The following is a 20,637-nucleotide window of genomic DNA, read 5'->3' on the forward strand; positions in this document are numbered from 1 at the left end:
CATTTTGCATAGACTGAGTTATCTCTTCTATAGCAGTAGCAGATTGTTCTAAAGAAGAAGCTTGTGCATTAGAGCTAGTTGATAGATTAGTAATTTGTGTATTTAGCTTTTTAGCTTCTTCATTAAGTAAAGAAGCAAAGCTTAAAGAACTTTTTAACATCTTTCTTATTTCTTCTCCTAAGGCATTAGTTACTCTTTCTACACTACCTTTATTAGCTATATTACCTTTATCATCTAATACAGAAGTAGAGAAATCTAATCTAAGATAGCTATCAAATACTCTTTCTATTTCATTCATATTACTTCCTATCTTAGTTTCTAATACATCTAACATATTATTAAGTACATCTTTAAGTTCTAGTAATTGAGGATTAGCAGGGTTTTTAGTTATACGTATACTTAGATTACCTTCTTCTATAGTCTTAGCTACTTCTAGGGCTTGTGATACTGCTGAAGAGTCTTTGGAGAGAGAGTTTCTTGTTTTATCCATAGCTTCATTAATAACATTAGATATAACTCCTAGTTCATCTTTAGATTTAGAATCTAATTTATTTATATGTATGGCTTTTTCATGGTTTATAACAGCAAAGGCATCTATTAAAGTAGCTTGTATATTTCTTACTCTTTTTATAAAGGCTTTATCTATATAGAAGTAGAAGAATAAGACTATGATGATGATGGCTACTATGGCAGTTATGACTATGATCCAAATTAGGGTGGTTAGAGGATGTAGTGCAACTGATGTTGGCACTGCAACCAAGACATTCCACAAAGTGCCAAACTTATCAAGCTTAAAGCTGTTATTAACAAGGATGTAGCCTGTGCCATCTGAGCTTATCTTTTCATAAAAGTCATCTCCATTAGCAAAATGGGTTTGGAGGGAATCAAAGCCTTTATAGCCTGAAAATAGCCTTATATCGCCTATACGTTTAGAGCTATCACTAGCTACATTAGACACAACAGCCACGCCATCATATATAAGATACCTACTAGCACTTCTTATGATATCACCCTCTGGGATATCTGTCATATCGCTTATTATCTTTTGCATAAAGTGCAAATTTAGCAGTTGGGCTACTACACCTATAACTTTCCCATCCTTAATAATAGGAACTGCTAGCTGAACTATGTTGTACTCTTTGCCATTTATAGTCTTTACAGCAGGCCTACCCATACTTATCTTACCTTCTAGTGCAGACCTTATAACTGAGCTACTTTCTATCTCATTAAAAGCTTCCTTATTGCTAACAAAAGTAGAATCCCCATCTGCATTACTTATAACCCTTAAAAGAGTGTTGCCATCAGGTGCTACATATCTTGGATCATCAGTTTTAGTTTTAGCATAGATTAGAGAGCTTAGTACTGCATCTGAAGCGTTATTTAAAGACTTTACCTCTGGTGCGACTAAAGATGAAGGAAGCATACCCCAGTGACCTATGACATTACTTGCCTTAGAAGCAGTTACACTCATAGAAGTACTTGACTGCGTTATCTTGCCTTGAAGCAAGGTACTCATACTTTCTGATGCTAGGCTTAATGTTTGTTTTATAGATCTATTCATAGCGTTGCTAGTGTTTACCGCGGCTATTATGCTTAAGACTAACATCACTATAAAAGTAACTATAACGACTACTACTGCGACTTTTAAGCTTATCTGCTTTTTCATTACTAAAAGCTCCTTTAGGATATATGCCCTTTATCTAATCTACATCCACTAGAAAAATCAAACTTGCACAAATGAACATAAACTATATAAAAGTGAGAACAAAGTTTTCTTCCATTATGTCACATTTACGCCAAAATATATATCAAATCTAATCAAAAGTAACTTGATTTTTAGCCATACATAGTGCAAGTAAAGATACTCTTAAATATTTAAGAGTTTCACCCTAGTGGTGCAAAATGCGATTTTACCTTTTTAGCTAAGCTAGTAAGTCTAAGTCTATATTTTTTGCATTTAATTTATAACAACCCCTAAAGATAGGAGTTTTTTAGAATCTAGATTCTTTAAAAGTCTAGATTCTAAGCTAAATTTTAGATTTATAAAGCTTGTTTTAAGCATTGAAGCAAAGATTAAACTTGATTCTATAAAAACTAAAGTTGATTAAGCTGTGCTTTTCAAACTATACAAAATTATTTAAGATAAAATTTTTAAAATTTTATATGCAAAATTAGGGCTTCATGAAAAAAATTTTATTGTTTTTTATGCTTTTTTTCGTTTTTGCTGGAGGCGTAAAAGCAAACGATATCGCAAGGTTTAATGGCTCTGAGTGGTTTAGAGGCTTTGGTGATGTCTTTACTTTGCTTCCTTTGTATGCAGGTATAGCAAGTCTTGCTATGCAAGACTATGAGGGCTTTGGGCAAGTCCTAGCTGGAAGCTTAGTCACTCAAGGTGTAGTAGAGCTTAGTAAAAGGAGTTTTGAACTAAGTGCTAGACTTGGTCACCCTAGGGAGTTAAGCCGTCGTCCTGATGGAGGACACGACTATAAAGGTATGCCTAGTGGTCACTCAGCTGGGGCTTTTTCAGGTGCTAGTTATATATTTTATAGGTATGGCTGGAAGCCAGGGCTTCCAGCCATACTCCTAGCTACTGCAGTAGCCGCTTCCCGCGTAGTAGCCCATAGACATACTATAGCCCAAGTAGTAACTGGAGCTGTACTTGCTTGGGGAGTAGGCTATCTTTTTACAACTAGGTATCATAGCTTTATAGCAGTGCCTTCTATAGGTGATGATGGATATGGACATACAGTCTATTCTTTAAACTTTTCTAGGAGATTCTAAGCACAAAAACTAAAACAACTTTGACAGCAAACATAAAAAATAGCTAAAATGTAGAGAACTATTTTTTAACAGCCTTGGTGTTGCATAAAAAGTAATTGAAGTTAAAGATTACTAAAGGATAGGTTTTTGTCTTTTTCTCATAAAAAGCACCTAGGGCAGAACTTTTTAAAAGATACTCTTATAAAAGATAGAATCTTCTTATCAATTCCCTCTTTTGCAAAAGACTTGCAAATCGTTGAGATAGGGACTGGATTGGGCGATTTGACCCAAAGACTTTTAGACTTTGGAAAAGTTGTAACCTATGAGATAGACAAGGACTTAGAAGCACCTTTAAGATCTAAGTTTGATAGCGCTTTGAAGGATGGATCTTTAGAGATAAGATTTAAAAACATCATGGATTCTAAAGATACTAACATCTTTGAAGGAGACTACTTTTTAGTAGCTAACCTCCCTTACTATGTAGCGACTGCCTTTATATTAAAGGCTTTAAAAGATAAGAACTGCAAGGGCTTTTTGGTGATGATACAAAAAGAAGTAGCACTAAAATTTTGCGCACTAAGTGGCCAAAAAGAGTTTTGTGCACTAAGTGTTTTAAGTCAAAGCCTTGGAGAGATAAAATATCTTTTTGATGTAGAGGCAAGCTGCTTTGAGCCTGTGCCAAAAGTAGATTCTGCTGTGATTTACTTTGTCAAGACTAAAAGCTTTATAAGTGACTTAGAATCTTTGCTAAGACAGGCTTTTAAGTCTCCAAGAAAGATGCTTTTTAAAAATCTAGAGATAGATAAAAAAGAGTTAGAAGAAGTGTTTATCAAACTTAATCTAAGCCTGCAGATAAGGCCACATCAAGTATCAACTGATACATATATAGATTTATTAAATCAACTACAAAAGGTAGGAAAATGGAAAACAACAACGAAAGAAGTGACCTAAATGAAGGTCAAAAAAAGCATACAGAAGTAAGGACTGAAAGAAGCACGCACCATACAAGAGATGGCGCAAGCACTAAAGAAAACCCAAAAGATGGCAAAGAAAACGTAAGAGAGAGAAAAAAGTTTTTTAAGCCTAAGTTTAAAGAGTTAAAAGAAGCTAACAGTGAAGAAGCTGAAGGCACAAACAGCCAACAAAAAAGATGGAAAAATAGACAAGATACCAAAGCCCCTAGAGAAGAAAGAGGTCATAAAGAAGGACACGAAGAAAGGGCTAAGTCACCAAGGGAATCTAAAAGTGCCGAAGGGAAAGACTTTAATAAGTTCAACCAAAAAGGAAACTTTGGCTTTAAAAAAGACCTCAAAAAAGGCGTAGAAACTAATACTAGAGCACAAAAAAGTAGCCTTAACCCCCACTATAAATTAAATCTTGGCACAAAAGCAAGTGTGCGTATAACTCCACTTGGCGGACTAGGTGAGATAGGTGGCAACATGACAGTGTTTGAAACTGAAAACTCAGCCATAGTCATAGATGTCGGTATGAGCTTTCCTGATGAAAACATGCCCGGTGTTAATATTTTAGTGCCTGATTTTAGTTATCTTCAAACTATAAAGCACAAGATTAAAGGTGTCATCATCACCCATGCCCACGAAGACCACATAGGAGCAGTGCCTTATCTTTATAAGATCATGCAGTTTCCACTTTATGGAACTCCTTTAGCACTAGGACTTATAAGTAATAAGTTTGATGAGCACGGCCTTAAAAAGTGCCGTGACCTCTGCCACGTTGTTGAGAAAAGAAAGCCCGTGCAAATTGGCGATTTTGAAGTTGAGTGGATTCACATAACTCATAGCATCATAGATGCAAGTGCTTTAGCTATCACAACTGAGGCTGGAACTATACTTCATACAGGGGATTTTAAGATAGACCACACACCTATTGATAACCTCCCTACAGACCTTCACCGCCTAGCATATTATGGTGAAAGGGGCGTTATGCTTATGCTTAGTGATTCTACTAACTCCCATAAGCCCGGCGTTACTCCTAGTGAAGCAAGCATAGGTCCAGCTTTTGACCACCTCTTCCAAAGTGCTAAAGGAAGAGTTATCATGAGTACTTTTTCTTCTAATATACATAGGGTCTATCAAGCAATCTTACATGGAATCAAGTATGGAAGAAAAGTAGCAGTCATAGGCATGAGTATGGAAAAAAACCTAGATCTTGCAAGAGAGTTAGGCTACATAGACTTGCCTAATGACATCTTTATAGACGCACACAAGGTAAACACTCTCCCTGATAATGAAGTCTTAATAGTCACTACTGGATCACAAGGAGAGCCTATGAGTGCACTTTATAGGATGGCCACTAATGACCATAGACATATAAACATAAAACCAGAAGACTTAATCATCCTTTCAGCCAAAGCCATCCCGGGTAATGAAGGCTCAGTCTCTAGCATACTAAACCTTTTAATGAAAGCAGGTGCAAGGGTAGCCTACCAAGACTTTAGTGAAATCCACGTTAGCGGACACGCTGCCCAAGAAGAACAAAAGCTTATGCTTAGACTTGTAAAGCCTAAGTTTTTCTTGCCAGTACACGGTGAGTTTAACCATATAGCCCGCCATAAACAGACTGCTATATCTTGTGGAGTTTTAGAAAAAAATATCATCTTAATGGAAGATGGCGACCAGATAGAAGTTAATCCAAACTATATGAGAACAGTAAAACACGTAAAAACTGGCAAAGGCTTTATAGATAACAATACTAATAAATACATAGATGCAGAAGTAGTCACTGAAAGAAACGCACTTTCAAAAGATGGAATCTTTGTACTAACTTTAAGGTTTGATAATATAAGTAAAGAAGTCCTAAGTCATAAGATAAATGTTTTTGGAATCTTAAATCAAAAAGAAGAAGAAGCCTTTGCAGTAGAGTGTTTTGAAGCTTTACTTGCACATATAGAGGTAGCAAAGCCTTTTGTATTTAAAGATTCTAAGGCCTTTGAAGCTGACCTTTTTAGCTTTTTTAGAAAACTCCTTTTCAAGAAGTTTAAAAAATACCCTGCCATATTGATAAATGCTTTTTTTACTAACGAAGTTCAGCAAACTCCAAAAGAGCAAGTTAGAGAGCATAGAAAGGCTCATAAAAGTGAGGCTATAGAATCTAAAGAAGATGAAAATCTTGAAGTAGAGAAAAAAGAAAGAGCTGAAAAACCAGCCCAAAAACACGAAAGATTTGAAAGAAGTGAGAGAGTTCACAGAAGTGAGCGAAGTGAAAAGCCTGAAAGAAGTGAAAGAAGTGAAAGGCAAGCTGATAAGGGTGAAAGGAGTGAGAGACGATTCCACACACATGAAGAGCTGCTAGATGTTTTTAATAAAGACTAAAAGCCATGCAAGCAAACATAGATAAAGACTTTTTAAGCCTTATAAATAAAGAAGCAGCCAGCCTTTTAGACTATGTCAAGCATGCTGACTTAAAAGACCTTAGTGCTATAGTGACACTACTTTTAAACACAGAAGGCAAGGTTGTCTTTTGTGGTGTAGGCAAGTCTGCACTTATAGCCAAAAAAGCCTCTGCTACTATGTCAAGCACTGGGACACCAAGTGTATTTATGCACGCTACTGAAGGCATGCATGGTGACCTTGGCATGTTAAGTCCAAAAGATAGCCTTATAGCCATAAGTTATAGTGGTGCAAGCAAGGAGCTACTTGAAGTCTTGCCACATGTAAGAAGACTAGGAGTAAAGATAGTTGCTATAACTAAAGATAGAGATTCTAAGATGATATATGACTATATCTTGCCACTTGGCAACTTAGAAGAAGCCTGCCCTCTAGGCATAGCCCCTACTACTTCTACAACCCTAACCCTTGCTATAACTGATGCTTTAAATGCCTCTCTTATGATACAAAAAGACTTTAGGGCAAAAGATTTTGCTTCATTTCACCCCGGTGGTAGCCTTGGACTTGCCCTCTTTGTCAAAGTAAAAGACTTGATGCAAACAACTAGCCTTCCAATCATCACTGAAGATACTAGCCTAAAAGATGCCGTACTTGTCATGAGTGAGTGCAAGCTTGGCTCTTGCCTTATAGTGGATTCTAAGGGGGGTTTAAAAGCAGTTTTAAGCGATGGCGACTTAAGGCGTGCTATGACTAGAGAAGACTTTAATCTAAATAGTCCAGCACTACTTTTTGCTAATGTCAATCCAAAAACTATAGATGATAAAAACATGCTAGCAATTGATGCCTTAAAAATATTAGAGTTTAATAAGATCCAACTTTTAGTAGTGATAGACAAAGATTCTAAAGTAGATGGAATCTTGCATATACACACTTTAGTAAGTGCTGGGTTTATGCCTAAAAGAAAGTAGGAATCTTCTTTTTTGCAAATGTAGCTAGTATAAGATTAGCATAAGGACTATCACAGCTTACAAGTAAGCTTCATGGTGGTATATATATACTAAAAAACCACCCTATCTTCTATTACACTAGGAGTACGCACTACACTAAAAGTATGCAATAACAGCGTGGTAAACCACTTCTTTTAGTTGCCGCGTTCTGCGTGCTTTCTTAGCAAACAATTTAAGCATATATCTCTTACTAAGTGATATTGCATTATGCTAGAAGTAGACCATAAAGTCTACAACGTGGTAATAAAATATTTATAAGGAAAATCTTAATATTTGGCTAAAAACTAGTTATCTTGAAGTCATACTGACTTGCAAAGATTTTCAAGCCTTTGTTTAAGTCTTCATTTGTAAGCTCATTAGCAGGTTTTTGTACCATGTCAACACTTACGTTATGCATAGAAGGTTTTTCTACTATCTTTATCTCGATATTTTTCTTATTAGATCTTAGGGCTAAAAAGAACTGATTAGCTAAGTCATTCATAAAAGCTATGGCATTAGGGTCAGTTACTAATTGCGGAATCATCATCATACTTATAGTCTGCAAACCAGCTACAGCTGAGTTAAAGTCCACTTTTTGACCGCTGTTGTTCCCACTGTTCATAAACTCTAAAATAGTAGTTTTAATAATGCCCATATCAAGTATAAGATCTACTTTATCTATCCTAGAATCACTTGGCATCTTTAGTGCTTCAGACTTTGCTTTATCAAACACCTTAGCGTGCTTATAAGCTTCATCATGTTTATATCCGCTAACTTCCATTTTATAGGTGGCATTAGGTGCACTAAAGTTACAGTTTGAGTTTGCTTTATATTCAAGATTTTCGATTTTATTTACATTTTTGCACTCTAACTTATTGGGTATCAAAGGTTTTAGACTATCTCTTAAAGAAGCATAAAAGTCAGACCTTTTATCTAGCGTAAGATGCAAGTTAGAATCTATTTGTGTTTTATTAATATTTTCTTCAGCCTTAAAGTCCTGTATAAAGTTTTTCTTTTTTACATCATCGCCTATATTGCAAGTTGCCTTATTGCCTTTTAGTTCGCACTTTAAGTCACTCTGCTTTAAGCCAACACTTGCAAGAAAGATGCTTAACTCGTGATTTAAACTAGGTGCTATATAAGGCGGCATAGAGTTTACAAAAGAACCCATAGTGTCTGCTAAAGCCTTAAGCTCTTTTATAGCTGAAGCTTGTGCACTATCTTGCGTCACTGCCCCTGTGTTCATATTGCTTGTATTCATATCCATAGAGTTAGTAGGATTCATGCCCATAGGACTTGTGCCATCCACACCTGCAAAAAGTACACTACTAAGACTAAGTGAGAGTAGTATCGCTTTAAAAAACTTCATTTATATAACCTTTATTAAATGCAAAATTTATATCCTATACCCCATACAGACTGAATATATTTTGGTTCTTTAGCGCTATCACCTAGCTTTGAGCGGAGATTCCTTATATGGGTATCTATACTTCTTAAACCTGTGTCTTCATGTATGGCGCTTATTGCTCCAACTATCCTCTCACGACTTATAGGTTGAAGCCTATTTTCTATCAAGAATATTAGTATATCAAATTCCGTGATGGTGAGATCTACTACTTGATTATTAGACCGAACTACACGCCTTTCAGTGTCGATTGAAAGTGTGTCAAAGACCATCTCTCTAAGCTTAAAGCGTCTTAAGAGTGCATTAATCCTAGCTATAAGTTCAGCTGGCTCATAAGGCTTAGCTATATAATCATCTGCACCTTGGTTAAAGCCTTGAATCTTGTTGAAAGTGTCATCTCTAGCACTTGAGATTATTATAGGTATCTGAGACATCTCTCTAATCTTGCAGCAAAGCTCTAAGCCATCCATCTCAGGAAGAGTAAGATCAAGTATGGCTAAGTCTATGCTCTCCTTTTGTATGATATCAAGCGCTTCTGTTGGTGATACTATGCTTATGACATTAAAGTGAGCTTGATTAAGATAAGTCTTGATAAGCGTTTGCATATCTAAGTCATCTTCTATTAATAGTATTTTACTCATATCACTACTTCCTTTGTTTAGATTTAAGATTACTGCTTAAGTGCTAGTTTTTATATAAAACTATAAAAGCATCACAACGATAAAACATAAAGTCTTATTTTATGCACATTTTGACAACTAAAACTATTTTTAACAAAACATAAAGTGTAATAAAACGCATTTTTCTACTTTTGGCTAGGAAAGACTACACTTTTAAGTAAGTCTACATCTAAAAGTATAAAGAATAGTTCTTTTTAGAGTTAAATTATAAATAAAAAATTATCTTTATAAGTGAAATTAACCCCCAGAAATAGGGCAAATGATAAATCTAAAGCCTATGAAAAATAATAAGTATTTATAAAAAGACTTAATATGCCTAGTCTAATCTTTTCATACATAGTGATAAAGTATAAATAAAATGCCAAATAAAAAGAATAAAGTAAAATAAAAAGAATAAAGTAAAGAGGACAAAGCTAGGAGGATAAGCTAGGAGGATAAAATAAATAGGGCTAAAGCCCAAGCCCCTTAAAGGGACTTAAAAATGCATAAGTTTAAAAGCTATACTCTAGCTTCTTCTCTTCTTTGAAGCGCTTCCCATCTCTCATCTACTTCTTTTTGTAAGATGTCGATGATGTGTTCATTTTCTTTTTTGAAAAGGTGTTTAAATCTTCCTTGTGCAGCTAGGTAATCTCTTACTGGTACTACGTTTTTAGGTCTATAAGTTATATTTAACTCATGTCCATTTATAATCTCATAAAGTGGGAAGAAGTGGCTATCAACTGCAAGATCACAAATATCTACAGTTTTATTATGATCAAACTTCCACTCAGTAGTACAAGCACTAACTGCGTTTATAAAGCAAGGACCTTCAGTATCTATGGCTCTTTTTATCTTAGCACTCATATCTTTCCATTTACTTGGAGAAACTTGTGCTACATAAGGTGCGCCATGTGCTGCCATGATAGCTATCATGTCTTTTTTGTGCTCTTTTTTACCAAAGCTAGTGCTTCCTGCTGGAGTTGTAGATGTGCTTGCTCCCATAGGAGTTGAACTACTTCTTTGACCACCAGTGTTAGCATAGTTTTCATTATCAACACAGATATAAGTAAAGTCGTGTTCTCTTTCAAAGCACCCACTAATAAACTGGAATCCTATATCATAAGTAGCACCATCACCACCAAAAGCTACAAACTTTGGTTTTTTGCCTGTGTAGCGACCTTTTTTAGCTAGGGCTTTATACATAGCTTCAGCACCACATATAGCAGTAGAACCGTTTTCAAAACCTATGTGTATCCAAGGTATATCCCAAGCAGTGTGAGGATAAACTGCAGTTGAAACTTCTAAGCATCCTGTTGAGTTACCTATAGCTATAGGGCCATCTACTACGTTTAGCACTTCCCTTACTATCATCCCATGAGCACATCCCGGACAAAGTAAATGCGCACCTTCAAATCTTTCAGCTGTTTTGCTAAACTGTTTTAAGTTTTTTATTTCTTTAGTCATTTTTCACTTCCTTATAGTCTTAATTAAAGCCCATTTTAGCACCACGAAGACCTATGAAAAGCTGAGTAGCGTGAGTTAGTTTACCAGCTTTAACATCTTCGTTCATAAGAGAGTAGATATCACATAGTTCAACTTGAGTTAAGTCTCTCTCACCTAGTCCATAGATATAGTTAGTTAGCAATGGACGGTTTTTGCCATTAACCAAAGCGCCAGATATCTCATTAAACATAGCGCCCATAGCACCTGCTGGACTTGACTTATCCATAATAGCTATAGCTTTTACATTTTGGAAGGCATCATGAAGCTCAGCATAAGGGAAAGGTCTCAAAACATGCACTGTTACAACACCAGCTTTTATGCCTTTTGCCCTCATAGTATCACTTGCAACTTTTGCAGATTCATAGCTTGTGCCTATGGCAAATATCGCCACTTCTGCATCTTGCATATTATAAGTATCTATTAGGTCATATTTTCTACCAGTTAAGTCAGCAAACTCTTTGAAAACTTTTTTTATCACAACTGGTGAGTTCATGATAGCATGGTGAAGTTGTGCTTTATGTTCATAGTGCCAGTCTTCTTCAGCTTGGGCACCATAAGTTGCAGGATGTTCAAAATCTAAAAGAGGATTATGAGTTTTATACTCACCTATAAATTTATAAGCTACATCATCCATTAGTGGGCTTACGTTTTGTGCTGTGTGAGAGCTTAAGAATCCATCTTGGTTTACAATAGTAGGTATCCTTACGTTCATATCTTCAGCGATTTTAAAAGCCATTAAGTTAAAATCATAGGCTTGCTGAGGGTTGCAAGTACAAAGTTGTAGCCAGCCAGTATCTCTTCCTAAATACATATCAGAGTGATCTCCGTGTATGTTTAAAGGTGCAGCTAGGGCACGGTTTACTAGGTTTAAAACTATAGGTAGTCTCATACCACTTGCTTGATAAAGCACTTCTACCATCAAAGCAAAACCTTGAGAGCTAGTAGCTGTAGCCACACGTCCCCCAGCAGCAGCAGCGCCAACGCAAGCACTCATAGCAGCGTGTTCAGATTCAACTAACACAAGCTCGCCATCTATATAACCATTACTGTGAAAAGTACCGTAGTTTTGTATAGTTGGAGTTGAAGGGGTTATCGGATAGGCAGCGACTACATCGATTTGTGCTTGTCTTAGGGCGTGGCTTGCAGCTGTGTTACCATCCCAAACTTCCTCATTTAATAGTTCATATACTTTTGCCATAACCTTACTCCTTAACTTTTTTTTCTTTAGCTGGCCATTTTGCTATAGCTTCTTGCTGTGTTGTGAAATCTTGGAACATTATTAAAGACTTAGGATTAGTAGGGCATACATCAGCACATATACCGCAACCTTTACAGTGTTTATAATCAATACCAGTCATTTTTTCATCTCTTACTAAGATAGAGCTATCTGGGCAGTACACCCAGCAAAAATAGCAATTTATACAATGATCTACATTGTGTACTGGTTTATCAACTCTCCAGTGAGATACGCTTAAGCTATAAGAGCTTTCATCAGTATAGTTTCTATTTTCTGGGTATATGTCTAAATTTTCTATGCCTTTAGATTCTAGTGGGAACACAACTGCACCCATAGCTAGTTCATTCCAACCTTTTTGTACATTTTTCATGTTCAGTCCTTTAAATTACTTGGGTTATTTAACTTCATCATATGCGCGTTGAACTGCTAACATATTGCCATCTATTAGTTTTTGAGGTAGTTTTTTACCTAAAACTTCTTTGAATGCTTCTTTGAAAAAATCAAACTTTAATAAAGGCGTGCCAGAAAGTTCTGTAACTTTTATAAGTGCGCCAAGCATAGGGGCATTTGGTATAGGCTTACCTAGTGTATCAAGTGAGATTTTTATGCAATCTACTACGTAAAATTCTTTATCTTTAAGATCTGGTTTTTTAGCTATAAGCTCTTCTTTGCTTAGGTGAGTAGTTATTATGTATTTTGTGGTAGGTTTGGTTGATTCAAATATATCTGCTATAAATGTAAGACCCGGGTCTATAACTAAAACATAATCCGGAGACATATATTTTTCATGATTTAATATAGGTTTATCATCTATCTTATCAAACGCTGCCATTGCCTCGCCTCTTTTAGCTGAGCCATAAGTTGCAAATGCTTGCACTTTCTTGCCAGTTCTTGCGACTATATCAGCTAACCCTTTTGCACCTGTCACAGCACCTTGTCCGGCACGACTATGCCATCTTATCTCTAACATTTTTAACTCCTGTGGTTTTGGGTTGGGTAAATGTAATTCAATACTAAAATATTAGCTCCACAAACATTTAAAACCTAATCAAAACATCATAAAACTAATTTTTTTGTATGGGGAATTTTAACATGTTTTGTTCATTTTAAGCCAAATATAAGAAAATATGCTTAGTTCTGGGCATTTTTAAAGTCTATATCTCTAACTCTTTTAAGCCTTAAAATCACCTTTCTAACTAGCTTTAAAAGCAGATAGATTATCCTTATTGCAAAGATTTGGAATCTATTTTTAGCATGCAAGTAACTAAGTGCTAAGTAGCCCTGTAATAATAAATCTTTACCTTCATCATAAACTATCATGCCGCTGTTTGGATCTAAAAGTAGGATTTTAGGAGTGATGTTTTTTACTTTGGCTTTGTCTCTTAAATCTATAAAAGTTAACTCGCGTCTTTTTTTCATGCTCATAAATTTTTGATAGTTTTGACAGATATCACACTTAGAATCAATAAAAACAAAGATCATATAAAACACTTTTTTTAATAATAGATTTTTAACATTTTATAATCTTTACACTTTATATATAATCTCACCTTATCAAATCCTACAAAGAGGCAAGCAAATGGAAGACTTAAAAGTAAAAGATAGTAATGGTGCAACTTTAGAAAATGGCGATAGCGTAAGTGTGATAAAAGACCTAAAAGTTAGTGGGGCAAAAGCAACCATAAAAAGGGGCACTACTATAAAAAATATACGTTTAAATGGAAACGAGGGCGAAGTAGAAGCAAAAGTAGATAAGTGTGGCGTCATAGTTTTAAAAACTTGCTTTCTAAAAAAAGTGTGACTTAAGAGAATATGCTAAAAGACTATATGGATAAAAAAGGGCTTGAGTACGCCCCTTTTGATAAGGCTAGAGTACATAAAATTTACGCTCTTTTAAAGCCAAATCTCAAGCTGCCAAACCACACAGTCCACATCATGGGGACTAATGGCAAAGGTAGTACTGGACGCTTTATCACTCAAAGCTTGCAAGAAGCAGGCTTTAGCACCCTTCACTTTACTAGCCCTCATATATTTAGGTATGAAGAACGCTTTTTTATAAACAACAAGATAGTAGATTCTGAGACTTTAGAAAAGGCGCATAACTTTTTACAAAGTTTTAGTTTTATAAATGAAGCTAGCTACTTTGAATATAGCTTTTTTCTTTGTCTAGTGTTAGCACAAGGACTTAACTATCTTATAGCTGAAGCTGGGGTTGGAGGCGAGTATGATGCTACTTCTTGTATAAACTATGATGCAAGCATATACACGCCAATTGATTTTGATCATAAAGACTATCTTGGCACTACTTTAGAATCTATAGCTACAACTAAACTAAAAGCAATGGATGGGCTTACTTTTATAGGGCTTCAGCAAGAAACAACCAAAAAGATAGCTTTAAAGATAGCTAAAGAAAAGAATTTAAAGCTAGTTTTTCAAGATGATACGCCTTCAAAAGAAGTAAAAGCCTATGCTAAAAAGTATCATCTTTATCCTTTTTTAGAATCTAATCTTAGTCTTGCAAGTCTTTTTTTAGATTCCATAAAAGTGCCTTTATTAAGCAAGCCTTTAGACTTACGAGGAAGGTTAGAAAAACTACAAGATAACCTCTACATAGACGTAGGGCACAACCTCCACGCAGCACGCAATCTTTCTTCTATATTTAAAAATATCACACTAATTTATAATACCTACAAAGACAAAGACTATGAAGAGATATTGCACACACTTAAGCCTATCTTAAAAAAAGTGCTTATCTTTAAAGTTGATAATCCTCGTATCCTAGCCCCAGAAGCGCTAAAAAGCACACTAGAAAGCTTAGAGATAAAGTCTAGTTTTATGCAAGATTTGACTTTAGACCCAAAAGAGACCTATGTAGTATTTGGAAGTTTTTCATTAGTTGAAGCATTTTTAAAAAGATATGAAGGGGTTTTGTAGTAGTGCTTTTTATAGCAAAACTACAATGAAGGCTAGACTTCTAGAAAAACCCTAGCAGTCTATTAATGGTTAAGGATGACCTTAGCTGTATATAAAAGTTAGTTAATTAATGATGGGTTATCATAGGTATAAGTAGACCTTCTTTTACTTCCATATACTTTTCGCCACCAACTAAGTGTTTAACTATCTCAAGACCAAAAAGTATAGCTGTAGCAGGACCAGCTGAAGTGATGATATTACCACTTACTACTACTGGCTTATCTTGTCTTTGGCCATGGCTTATAGGTCCTTCACATCCCGGATAGCAAGTATAGTTATCAGGCAATACTTTTGCTTCTTCTAGTACTAGTGGAGAAGCACAAACTGCTGAAACTAGCTTTTGTTTTTCATTTAGTGTTTGAAGTATTTTTATGATTCTGGCATCTTTTTTAAGATTATCCATACCATCCCAACCGCCCGGTAGTGCTATAGCATCAAGGCTATCTACATTTACATCATCAAGGCTTACTTCAGCTTTTACACCTATGCCATTAGCACCAACTACTACGTTAGCACCATTAAGCCCAGCTATTATTACATTCACACCGGCTCTTTTTAGCGTGTCAGCTATGCCCATAAACTCTATTTCTTCAAATCCAGTTGCTAAAGGTACTAATACAGTTTTCATATTCATTACTCCTAAATTTTAAATATTTTTGGATTCTATCACAATTGATTTCACTAACAGTAAATTATTACTAGTAGCTAGTTTAATGTTTAAAATCTTTTATATATCATCTAGCTCTTGACCTTTTTTATAAGCAACATGCTCTATAGCATTAACCCTCATAGAGTTAAGAAGTGCTATTAGCGCAACCCCAACATCACCAAATACAGCCTCCCAGATATTTGCCACGCCCATAAGCCCTAAAACTATAAATATTAATTTTACAACTAGTGCAAAGATTATATTTTGCCAAACTATAGTCCTAGTTTTCCTAGCTATCTTTATACTTAGTGGCAAGGTTATAAGCGAGTGAGTAAGGATAACATCAGCACTTTCTTTACTTACATCTGATCCGTTATTCATCCCTATACCTACATCACTTCTTTTTAAGACTATGGCGTCATTTATACCATCTCCCACAAAGGCACTTTTAACATTAAATTGCTTTTGAAGCTCTAGATACTTTTGCTCTTTTTGCTCAGGACTTAAATTAGCACTATAGTTTGAGTGAAGCTCATCTGCTATCTCTTTGACCTTAGCCTCACTATCTCCACTTAGTATGTAAGTGTTTTTTATACCTAGTTTTCTTAGGCGTCTAAAAGCTTCTAAGGTATCAACTTTTAACTCATCATTTAGATAAAAGATAGCTTCTAGCTTTTTATCAACTGCCATATAAACTATAGAAGATATAACCGCTTCTCTATGTACTTCTATGCCATTTTCTTCTAAAAAGCTTGCGTTTCCTAAAAGCACATCTTTATCTTCATACCTTGCTTTTATCCCGCGCCCAGCGACTTCTTTTACATCACTTACATTAAGTGCATTTAGCTTATATCTAAAAGCCTTTGCTAGTGGGTGGTTACTAAAAGCTTGGATATTACTTGCTAGATCTAAAAGGAAGGCTTTTTTGGTTTCATAGCCCTTAGGGATATCACTAGATTCTATAATCTTAGAATCCACTATGCTAAAGCGTCCATTAGTCAAAGTCCCAGTCTTATCAAAGGCTATAAACTTAACGCCATTTAAGGCTTCTAAGTATTTAGATGCTTTAATCAAGATTCCATACTTGCTAGCCACTCCTATAGCACCAAAGTAAGCTAGTGGCACACTTATAACTAAAGCACATGGGCAACTTACCATAAGCACGACTAAAGCTCTATAAACCCACTCTCCTATAGTCCCCCCAAAGATAAATGGGAATCCAAAAGCCACTATCAAACACACTACAACAACTATAGGCGTATAGTACCTTGCAAAGACAGTTATGAAGCGTTCACTCTTTGCCTTTTTATCAGAAGCTTGCCTTACAAGCTCTACAATCTTAGACATCCTAGAATCTTCATACTTCTTAGTTACTTTTGCCTTTAAGGGTATGTATAGATTTATCACGCCTTGCTCTAAGCTATCACCTACTACTACTTTAGCAGGCAAGCTTTCTCCATTTAGATTAGATCTATCTACATGTGAAGTCCCTTCTATAATCTCACAATCTAGTGGCACCATGTCCCCTACCCTTATAAGTATCACTTCACCTATAGCTACATCTTTTGGCGATACTTTTTCTACTTTACCTTCACTTGTGACTAGGTTAGCTAGTTTTGGTGCTTTATCTATCAAAGACTTTATGGAGTTTTTAGACTTAGCTACTGCCCTGCTTTCTAAGTAGTCCCCAAGACTAAAAAATAGCATGATGGCACAGGCTTCTGCGTAGTGACCTAAAATTATTGCTGCAATACTTGCTATAAGCATAAGCATATTTTCATCAAAAAAGCTTAAAGACTTTATGCTTTGATAAGCACCCTTAAAGACATTTCTTCCAGCTATTAGATAAATGATAGCTAGGATAAACCATATGACATAATCTATAATGTCTTTATGTGAAAAGCTATTTTCCCCATGCATATTATCCACTATATACTCTATGCCGCCTGCAAAGATAAAAACTATAAAAAGACCAAGCAGCAAGAAAAACTCTTTAGAAAAAAAGTGCTCTTTTGGCAAGGAATCTTCATCTTGAGAGATGTTGCTATCTGGCTCTATCTTTTTAATAGTAGCTATGACTTGCTTTAAGTCACTAGTCATAACTTCTAGTGTGCCTTGTACGTAGTCCAAGTTAGCTTTTTTAACAACTTGTAATTTTCGCAAGGCATCTTGTAACTCATCTACACAACTTGGACAGCTTAAGTTGCTTATGTATAAAATGTATGTTCTCATTTTGAGTAAAAACCTTTTCTTATAAATGTATAAAAGTGTAAAATCGTAATTCCACATAATAGAAGTATAAAAATATCAGAGAATATATAATTTTAAGTTTAAATTTTTTATAGAATGAAAGCTTGGTATAATCGCTTATTACAAAACACAAGGAGCATTAGAGTGGGAACAACAGAGATAAAAGACAAAATGAAATGGAACAAAGACGATACAACGTGGACACTTAGCCTCTTTGGCACAGCCATAGGAGCTGGGGTGCTTTTCCTTCCTATAAGTGCTGGCATGGGAGGTCTTATACCTCTTATCATCATACTTATACTTGCCTACCCCTTAACGTTTTTAACACATAGGGGTCTTTGTCGTTTCGTGTTAAGTGATAAAAATCCAAGTGATGATATAACTGGAGTTGCTGGCAACTACTTTGGAAAAGTTGGCGGGTTTATAATAACTCTTGTGTACTTTTTTGCAATCTTCCCTATAGTTTTAATATATAGCGTTGGTATTACTAATACCTTAATAAGCTTTGTAGTACATCAAATGGGCTATGAAAACTTTGGGTCTAGTTCACTAAGCAGGATAATAATAAGTCTAATCTTAGTTGGAATCTTAATGATAATCTCCTATCTTGGAGAAAATGTAGTAACTAAGATTATGAGTTATCTAGTCTATCCTTTCATAGCCTTCTTAATCATAGTCGCACTTTTTTTAATCCCTCAGTGGAATACATCGCTATTTGAACACATAAGCTTTAGTGGCGTGCCGGGCGGCCATGGTATGTGGTTTACTTTATGGCTAGTTATACCAGTTATGGTGTTTTCTTTTAACCACTCACCTATAATTTCTTCTCTTGCAGTACATGAGAAAAAAAGATATGGCGAGCTAGCTGATAAGAAAGCTTCTAAAATCATCTCAAGAAGCAATATCATAATGGTAATAGTTGTTATGTTTTTTACATTTTCTTGTGCGCTTTGTCTAACACCACATGACTTTGCCCTAGCAAACAAGCAAAACATATCAATCCTTAGCTATGTAGCTAATAAATTTAACGCCCCAATACTAGAGATAATAGCACCAATAGTTGCCTTCGTCGCCATGTCTAAAAGTTTCTTAGGTCACTATCTTGGTGCAAGAGAGGGCTTTAATGGTATAGTTAGAAAGGCAAGTGGGAAAAACATCTCTGAGAAAAAGCTAAACATAGCTGCAGTTATCATTATGTTTTTAATAGCTTGGTTTGTAGCTTATGAAAATCCAAATATCTTAAATATCATAGAAGGTATAGGTGGACTAGTGCTAGTTGCCATACTTTTCTTAATGCCAATTTATGCTATCTGGAGATATCCTGCTTTAAAGGCTTATAGAAATATATGGATAAGTATATTTGTAGTAGTCTTTGGGATAATAGCTATAACAGCAGCGATTTATGGTTTAGTGTAGGATATATCTAAATACTAATTTAAGGTATATCGAAGTATTAAAAGGTACACAAATGGATAGCGTTTTTGAATTATATAAAATCGGCATAGGGCCTTCAAGCTCCCATACTATGGGGCCTATGAAGGCTGGTAAGATGTTTGCAGATGAGATGCTAGAAAAAAAGATAAAGCCAGCTAGCTTAAAAGTGCATCTTTATGGCTCTTTATCCATGACAGGTAGGGGTCATAGGACTGATGAGGCTACAGTTTTGGGACTTTGTGGTTATGAAGCAAAAAGTGTAAATATAGATTCTATTGAAGGGATCTTAAAAACTATCAAAAAAGATAAAAAGTTAAAAGTTGATGGCAAAGTAGAAGTTAACTTTGACTATGACAAGGATTTGATCTTTGAAAGTACTTTCTTAAAAGAGCATCAAAATGCTATGACTATAGAAGCCCTAGATGCAAACAAAAAAGTACTCTATGCAAATACTTACTTTTCCGTAGGTGGAGGCATAGTTAAAACTAGAGAAAATATAGGCAAAAAAGATAGTGGCAAGCATCACAAAGTGCCCTTCCCTTTTAAAAGTGCAAAAGAGCTACTTAAGCACTGCAACGATAACGCCTTGTCAATCTCAAGCGTAGTTATGCAAAACGAACTAGCCATGCATACAAAAGAAGAGATAGAATCTTACTTTAAAGATATCTATAACACTATGGATGCTTGTATAAAAAGAGGTGTTTCAAAAGAAGGTGTTTTAGGTGGTGGCTTGAAGCTTCCAAGACGTGCTTTTAGTCTATATAAACAAGTAGTTAGCAAAAACTCAGATGATCCATTAGTAGTTTTTGACTGGGTGAACCTCTTTGCCCTAGCAGTAAGTGAGGAAAACGCCAACGGTGGACGCGTAGTCACTGCCCCAACTAATGGCGCTTGTGGCATCATACCTGCTACTTTAGCCTACTACAACAAATTTGTAAAAGAGCTAGACTTACATATGTATCTAAGATACTACTTAACAAGTGGCGCTATAGGCATGCTTTATGTTAAAAATGCCTCTATATCTGGTGCAGAAGTAGGCTGTCAAGGAGAAGTAGGCGTAGCTTGTAGCATGGCAGCAGCAGGTTTAGCAGAGCTTATGGGTGGTAATGCAAAGCATGTATGCATGGCAGCAGAAATCGGCATGGAACATAACTTAGGGCTTACTTGTGACCCAGTAGATGGCTTAGTGCAGATCCCTTGCATAGAAAGAAATGCCATAGCAGCAGTCAAAGCTATAAACTCAGCACGCATGGCACTTTATCAAAACACTGAATCTAAAGTCAGCCTAGATGCCATCATAGCTACAATGTATGCTACTGGTAAAGATATAAGCGAGAAGTATAAAGAGACTTCAAAAGGTGGTCTTGCACTAAATGTCTGCCACAATAACTCTTGCTCATAAGCCTTTTATAGATTCTATAGTTATATAGAATC

The 20,637-nt window shown here is 35.7% G+C and carries 18 protein-coding genes; 8 read left to right on the forward strand and 10 right to left on the reverse strand.

The window, feature by feature from the left end; all coding sequences use genetic code 11:
* Positions 1-1,666 (reverse strand): methyl-accepting chemotaxis protein (locus tag BKH40_RS07040; RefSeq protein ID WP_095278160.1); only part of this gene is annotated, 1,666 nt, incomplete at its 3' end.
* A gap of 515 nt (positions 1,667-2,181) precedes the next feature.
* Between BKH40_RS07040 and BKH40_RS07045 the strand changes: the two genes are divergently transcribed.
* The 4 genes from BKH40_RS07045 (at position 2,182) to BKH40_RS07060 (ending at position 7,075) form a co-directional block, all read left to right on the forward strand.
* Complete coding sequence (locus tag BKH40_RS07045) at positions 2,182-2,781, forward strand: phosphatase PAP2 family protein (protein ID WP_095278162.1); 600 nt, start codon at positions 2,182-2,184, stop codon at positions 2,779-2,781.
* Between the two features lie 126 nt (positions 2,782-2,907).
* Positions 2,908-3,711, forward strand: coding sequence for a 16S rRNA (adenine(1518)-N(6)/adenine(1519)-N(6))-dimethyltransferase RsmA (rsmA, locus tag BKH40_RS07050; RefSeq protein ID WP_095278164.1), 804 nt, complete (start codon positions 2,908-2,910; stop codon positions 3,709-3,711).
* The gene (locus tag BKH40_RS07055) at positions 3,681-6,092 is read left to right on the forward strand and encodes an RNase J family beta-CASP ribonuclease (RefSeq protein ID WP_095278166.1); all 2,412 of its coding nucleotides are present in this window, start codon (positions 3,681-3,683) and stop codon (positions 6,090-6,092) included. The genes rsmA and BKH40_RS07055 overlap by 31 nt, the downstream gene beginning before the upstream one ends.
* A gap of 5 nt (positions 6,093-6,097) precedes the next feature.
* The gene (locus tag BKH40_RS07060) at positions 6,098-7,075 is read left to right on the forward strand and encodes a KpsF/GutQ family sugar-phosphate isomerase (protein ID WP_095278167.1); all 978 of its coding nucleotides are present in this window, start codon (positions 6,098-6,100) and stop codon (positions 7,073-7,075) included.
* Between the two features lie 316 nt (positions 7,076-7,391).
* Here BKH40_RS07060 and BKH40_RS07065 read toward each other — a convergent pair whose 3' ends face one another.
* The 7 genes from BKH40_RS07065 to BKH40_RS07095 all read right to left on the reverse strand — a co-directional run bounded on the left by BKH40_RS07065 (position 7,392) and on the right by BKH40_RS07095 (position 13,379).
* The gene (locus BKH40_RS07065) at positions 7,392-8,462 is read right to left on the reverse strand and encodes a hypothetical protein (protein ID WP_095278170.1); all 1,071 of its coding nucleotides are present in this window, start codon (positions 8,460-8,462) and stop codon (positions 7,392-7,394) included.
* 14 nt (positions 8,463-8,476) lie between these two features.
* Complete coding sequence (locus BKH40_RS07070) at positions 8,477-9,139, reverse strand: response regulator transcription factor (protein ID WP_095278172.1); 663 nt, start codon at positions 9,137-9,139, stop codon at positions 8,477-8,479.
* 537 nt (positions 9,140-9,676) lie between these two features.
* The gene (locus BKH40_RS07075; protein ID WP_095278174.1) at positions 9,677-10,621 is read right to left on the reverse strand and encodes a thiamine pyrophosphate-dependent enzyme; all 945 of its coding nucleotides are present in this window, start codon (positions 10,619-10,621) and stop codon (positions 9,677-9,679) included.
* Positions 10,622-10,640: 19 nt separating this feature from the next.
* The gene (locus tag BKH40_RS07080) at positions 10,641-11,858 is read right to left on the reverse strand and encodes a 2-oxoacid:ferredoxin oxidoreductase subunit alpha (RefSeq protein WP_095278176.1); all 1,218 of its coding nucleotides are present in this window, start codon (positions 11,856-11,858) and stop codon (positions 10,641-10,643) included.
* A 4-nt stretch (positions 11,859-11,862) separates the two neighbouring features.
* Positions 11,863-12,267 carry a 4Fe-4S binding protein gene (locus tag BKH40_RS07085; protein WP_095278177.1) on the reverse strand — a complete coding sequence of 135 codons (405 nt, stop codon included), beginning with the start codon at positions 12,265-12,267 and terminating at the stop codon, positions 11,863-11,865.
* 24 nt (positions 12,268-12,291) lie between these two features.
* Positions 12,292-12,867 (reverse strand): pyruvate flavodoxin oxidoreductase subunit gamma, encoded by a 576-nt coding sequence (locus BKH40_RS07090; protein ID WP_095278179.1) that lies wholly within the window; start codon positions 12,865-12,867, stop codon positions 12,292-12,294.
* A gap of 161 nt (positions 12,868-13,028) precedes the next feature.
* On the reverse strand, positions 13,029-13,379 hold the full coding sequence (locus tag BKH40_RS07095) for a hypothetical protein (RefSeq protein WP_095278181.1): 351 nt from the start codon (positions 13,377-13,379) through the stop codon (positions 13,029-13,031).
* Between the two features lie 97 nt (positions 13,380-13,476).
* Here BKH40_RS07095 and BKH40_RS07100 point away from each other — a divergent pair, with 97 nt between their 5' ends.
* Positions 13,477-13,698 (forward strand): alkylphosphonate utilization protein, encoded by a 222-nt coding sequence (locus BKH40_RS07100; protein WP_095278183.1) that lies wholly within the window; start codon positions 13,477-13,479, stop codon positions 13,696-13,698.
* A gap of 11 nt (positions 13,699-13,709) precedes the next feature.
* Positions 13,710-14,831: a Mur ligase family protein gene (locus tag BKH40_RS07105; protein WP_095278185.1), complete on the forward strand. Its 1,122-nt coding sequence runs from the start codon at positions 13,710-13,712 to the stop codon at positions 14,829-14,831.
* 106 nt (positions 14,832-14,937) lie between these two features.
* Here the strand turns inward: BKH40_RS07105 and BKH40_RS07110 are convergent, their stop codons facing one another.
* A complete protein-coding gene (locus BKH40_RS07110) occupies positions 14,938-15,498 on the reverse strand; it encodes a DJ-1 family glyoxalase III (RefSeq protein WP_095278187.1) in 561 nt (186 codons plus the stop codon).
* Positions 15,499-15,597: 99 nt separating this feature from the next.
* Positions 15,598-17,751, reverse strand: a complete 2,154-nt coding sequence (locus tag BKH40_RS07115; protein WP_180675159.1) for a heavy metal translocating P-type ATPase — start codon at positions 17,749-17,751, stop codon at positions 15,598-15,600.
* 189 nt (positions 17,752-17,940) lie between these two features.
* Here BKH40_RS07115 and BKH40_RS07120 point away from each other — a divergent pair, with 189 nt between their 5' ends.
* Both BKH40_RS07120 and BKH40_RS07125 read left to right on the forward strand, forming a co-directional pair.
* Positions 17,941-19,185: an aromatic amino acid transport family protein gene (locus BKH40_RS07120; protein ID WP_095278231.1), complete on the forward strand. Its 1,245-nt coding sequence runs from the start codon at positions 17,941-17,943 to the stop codon at positions 19,183-19,185.
* Between the two features lie 52 nt (positions 19,186-19,237).
* Entirely contained in the window at positions 19,238-20,605 is a 1,368-nt protein-coding gene (locus tag BKH40_RS07125; protein WP_095278191.1) for an L-serine ammonia-lyase, read from the forward strand.
* The last annotated feature ends 32 nt before the right edge of the window (positions 20,606-20,637 follow it).

Origin of the sequence: Helicobacter sp. 11S02629-2 (assembly GCF_002272875.1) — a bacterium.
Classification (GTDB): Bacteria; Campylobacterota; Campylobacteria; order Campylobacterales; family Helicobacteraceae; genus Helicobacter_I.

Coding starts and splice junctions, on each gene's coding strand:
- BKH40_RS07060 (WP_095278167.1), top strand. CDS start 6,098: ATGCAAGCAAACATAGATAAAGACTTTTTAAGCCTTATAAATAAAGAA.
- BKH40_RS07100 (WP_095278183.1), top strand. CDS start 13,477: ATGGAAGACTTAAAAGTAAAAGATAGTAATGGTGCAACTTTAGAAAAT.
- BKH40_RS07075 (WP_095278174.1), bottom strand. CDS start 10,621: ATGACTAAAGAAATAAAAAACTTAAAACAGTTTAGCAAAACAGCTGAA.
- BKH40_RS07110 (WP_095278187.1), bottom strand. CDS start 15,498: ATGAAAACTGTATTAGTACCTTTAGCAACTGGATTTGAAGAAATAGAG.
- BKH40_RS07085 (WP_095278177.1), bottom strand. CDS start 12,267: ATGAAAAATGTACAAAAAGGTTGGAATGAACTAGCTATGGGTGCAGTT.
- BKH40_RS07095 (WP_095278181.1), bottom strand. CDS start 13,379: ATGATCTTTGTTTTTATTGATTCTAAGTGTGATATCTGTCAAAACTAT.
- BKH40_RS07070 (WP_095278172.1), bottom strand. CDS start 9,139: ATGAGTAAAATACTATTAATAGAAGATGACTTAGATATGCAAACGCTT.
- BKH40_RS07125 (WP_095278191.1), top strand. CDS start 19,238: ATGGATAGCGTTTTTGAATTATATAAAATCGGCATAGGGCCTTCAAGC.
- BKH40_RS07105 (WP_095278185.1), top strand. CDS start 13,710: ATGCTAAAAGACTATATGGATAAAAAAGGGCTTGAGTACGCCCCTTTT.
- BKH40_RS07045 (WP_095278162.1), top strand. CDS start 2,182: ATGAAAAAAATTTTATTGTTTTTTATGCTTTTTTTCGTTTTTGCTGGA.
- BKH40_RS07055 (WP_095278166.1), top strand. CDS start 3,681: ATGGAAAACAACAACGAAAGAAGTGACCTAAATGAAGGTCAAAAAAAG.
- BKH40_RS07120 (WP_095278231.1), top strand. CDS start 17,941: ATGAAATGGAACAAAGACGATACAACGTGGACACTTAGCCTCTTTGGC.
- BKH40_RS07065 (WP_095278170.1), bottom strand. CDS start 8,462: ATGAAGTTTTTTAAAGCGATACTACTCTCACTTAGTCTTAGTAGTGTA.
- BKH40_RS07115 (WP_180675159.1), bottom strand. CDS start 17,751: ATGAGAACATACATTTTATACATAAGCAACTTAAGCTGTCCAAGTTGT.
- BKH40_RS07090 (WP_095278179.1), bottom strand. CDS start 12,867: ATGTTAGAGATAAGATGGCATAGTCGTGCCGGACAAGGTGCTGTGACA.
- BKH40_RS07080 (WP_095278176.1), bottom strand. CDS start 11,858: ATGGCAAAAGTATATGAACTATTAAATGAGGAAGTTTGGGATGGTAAC.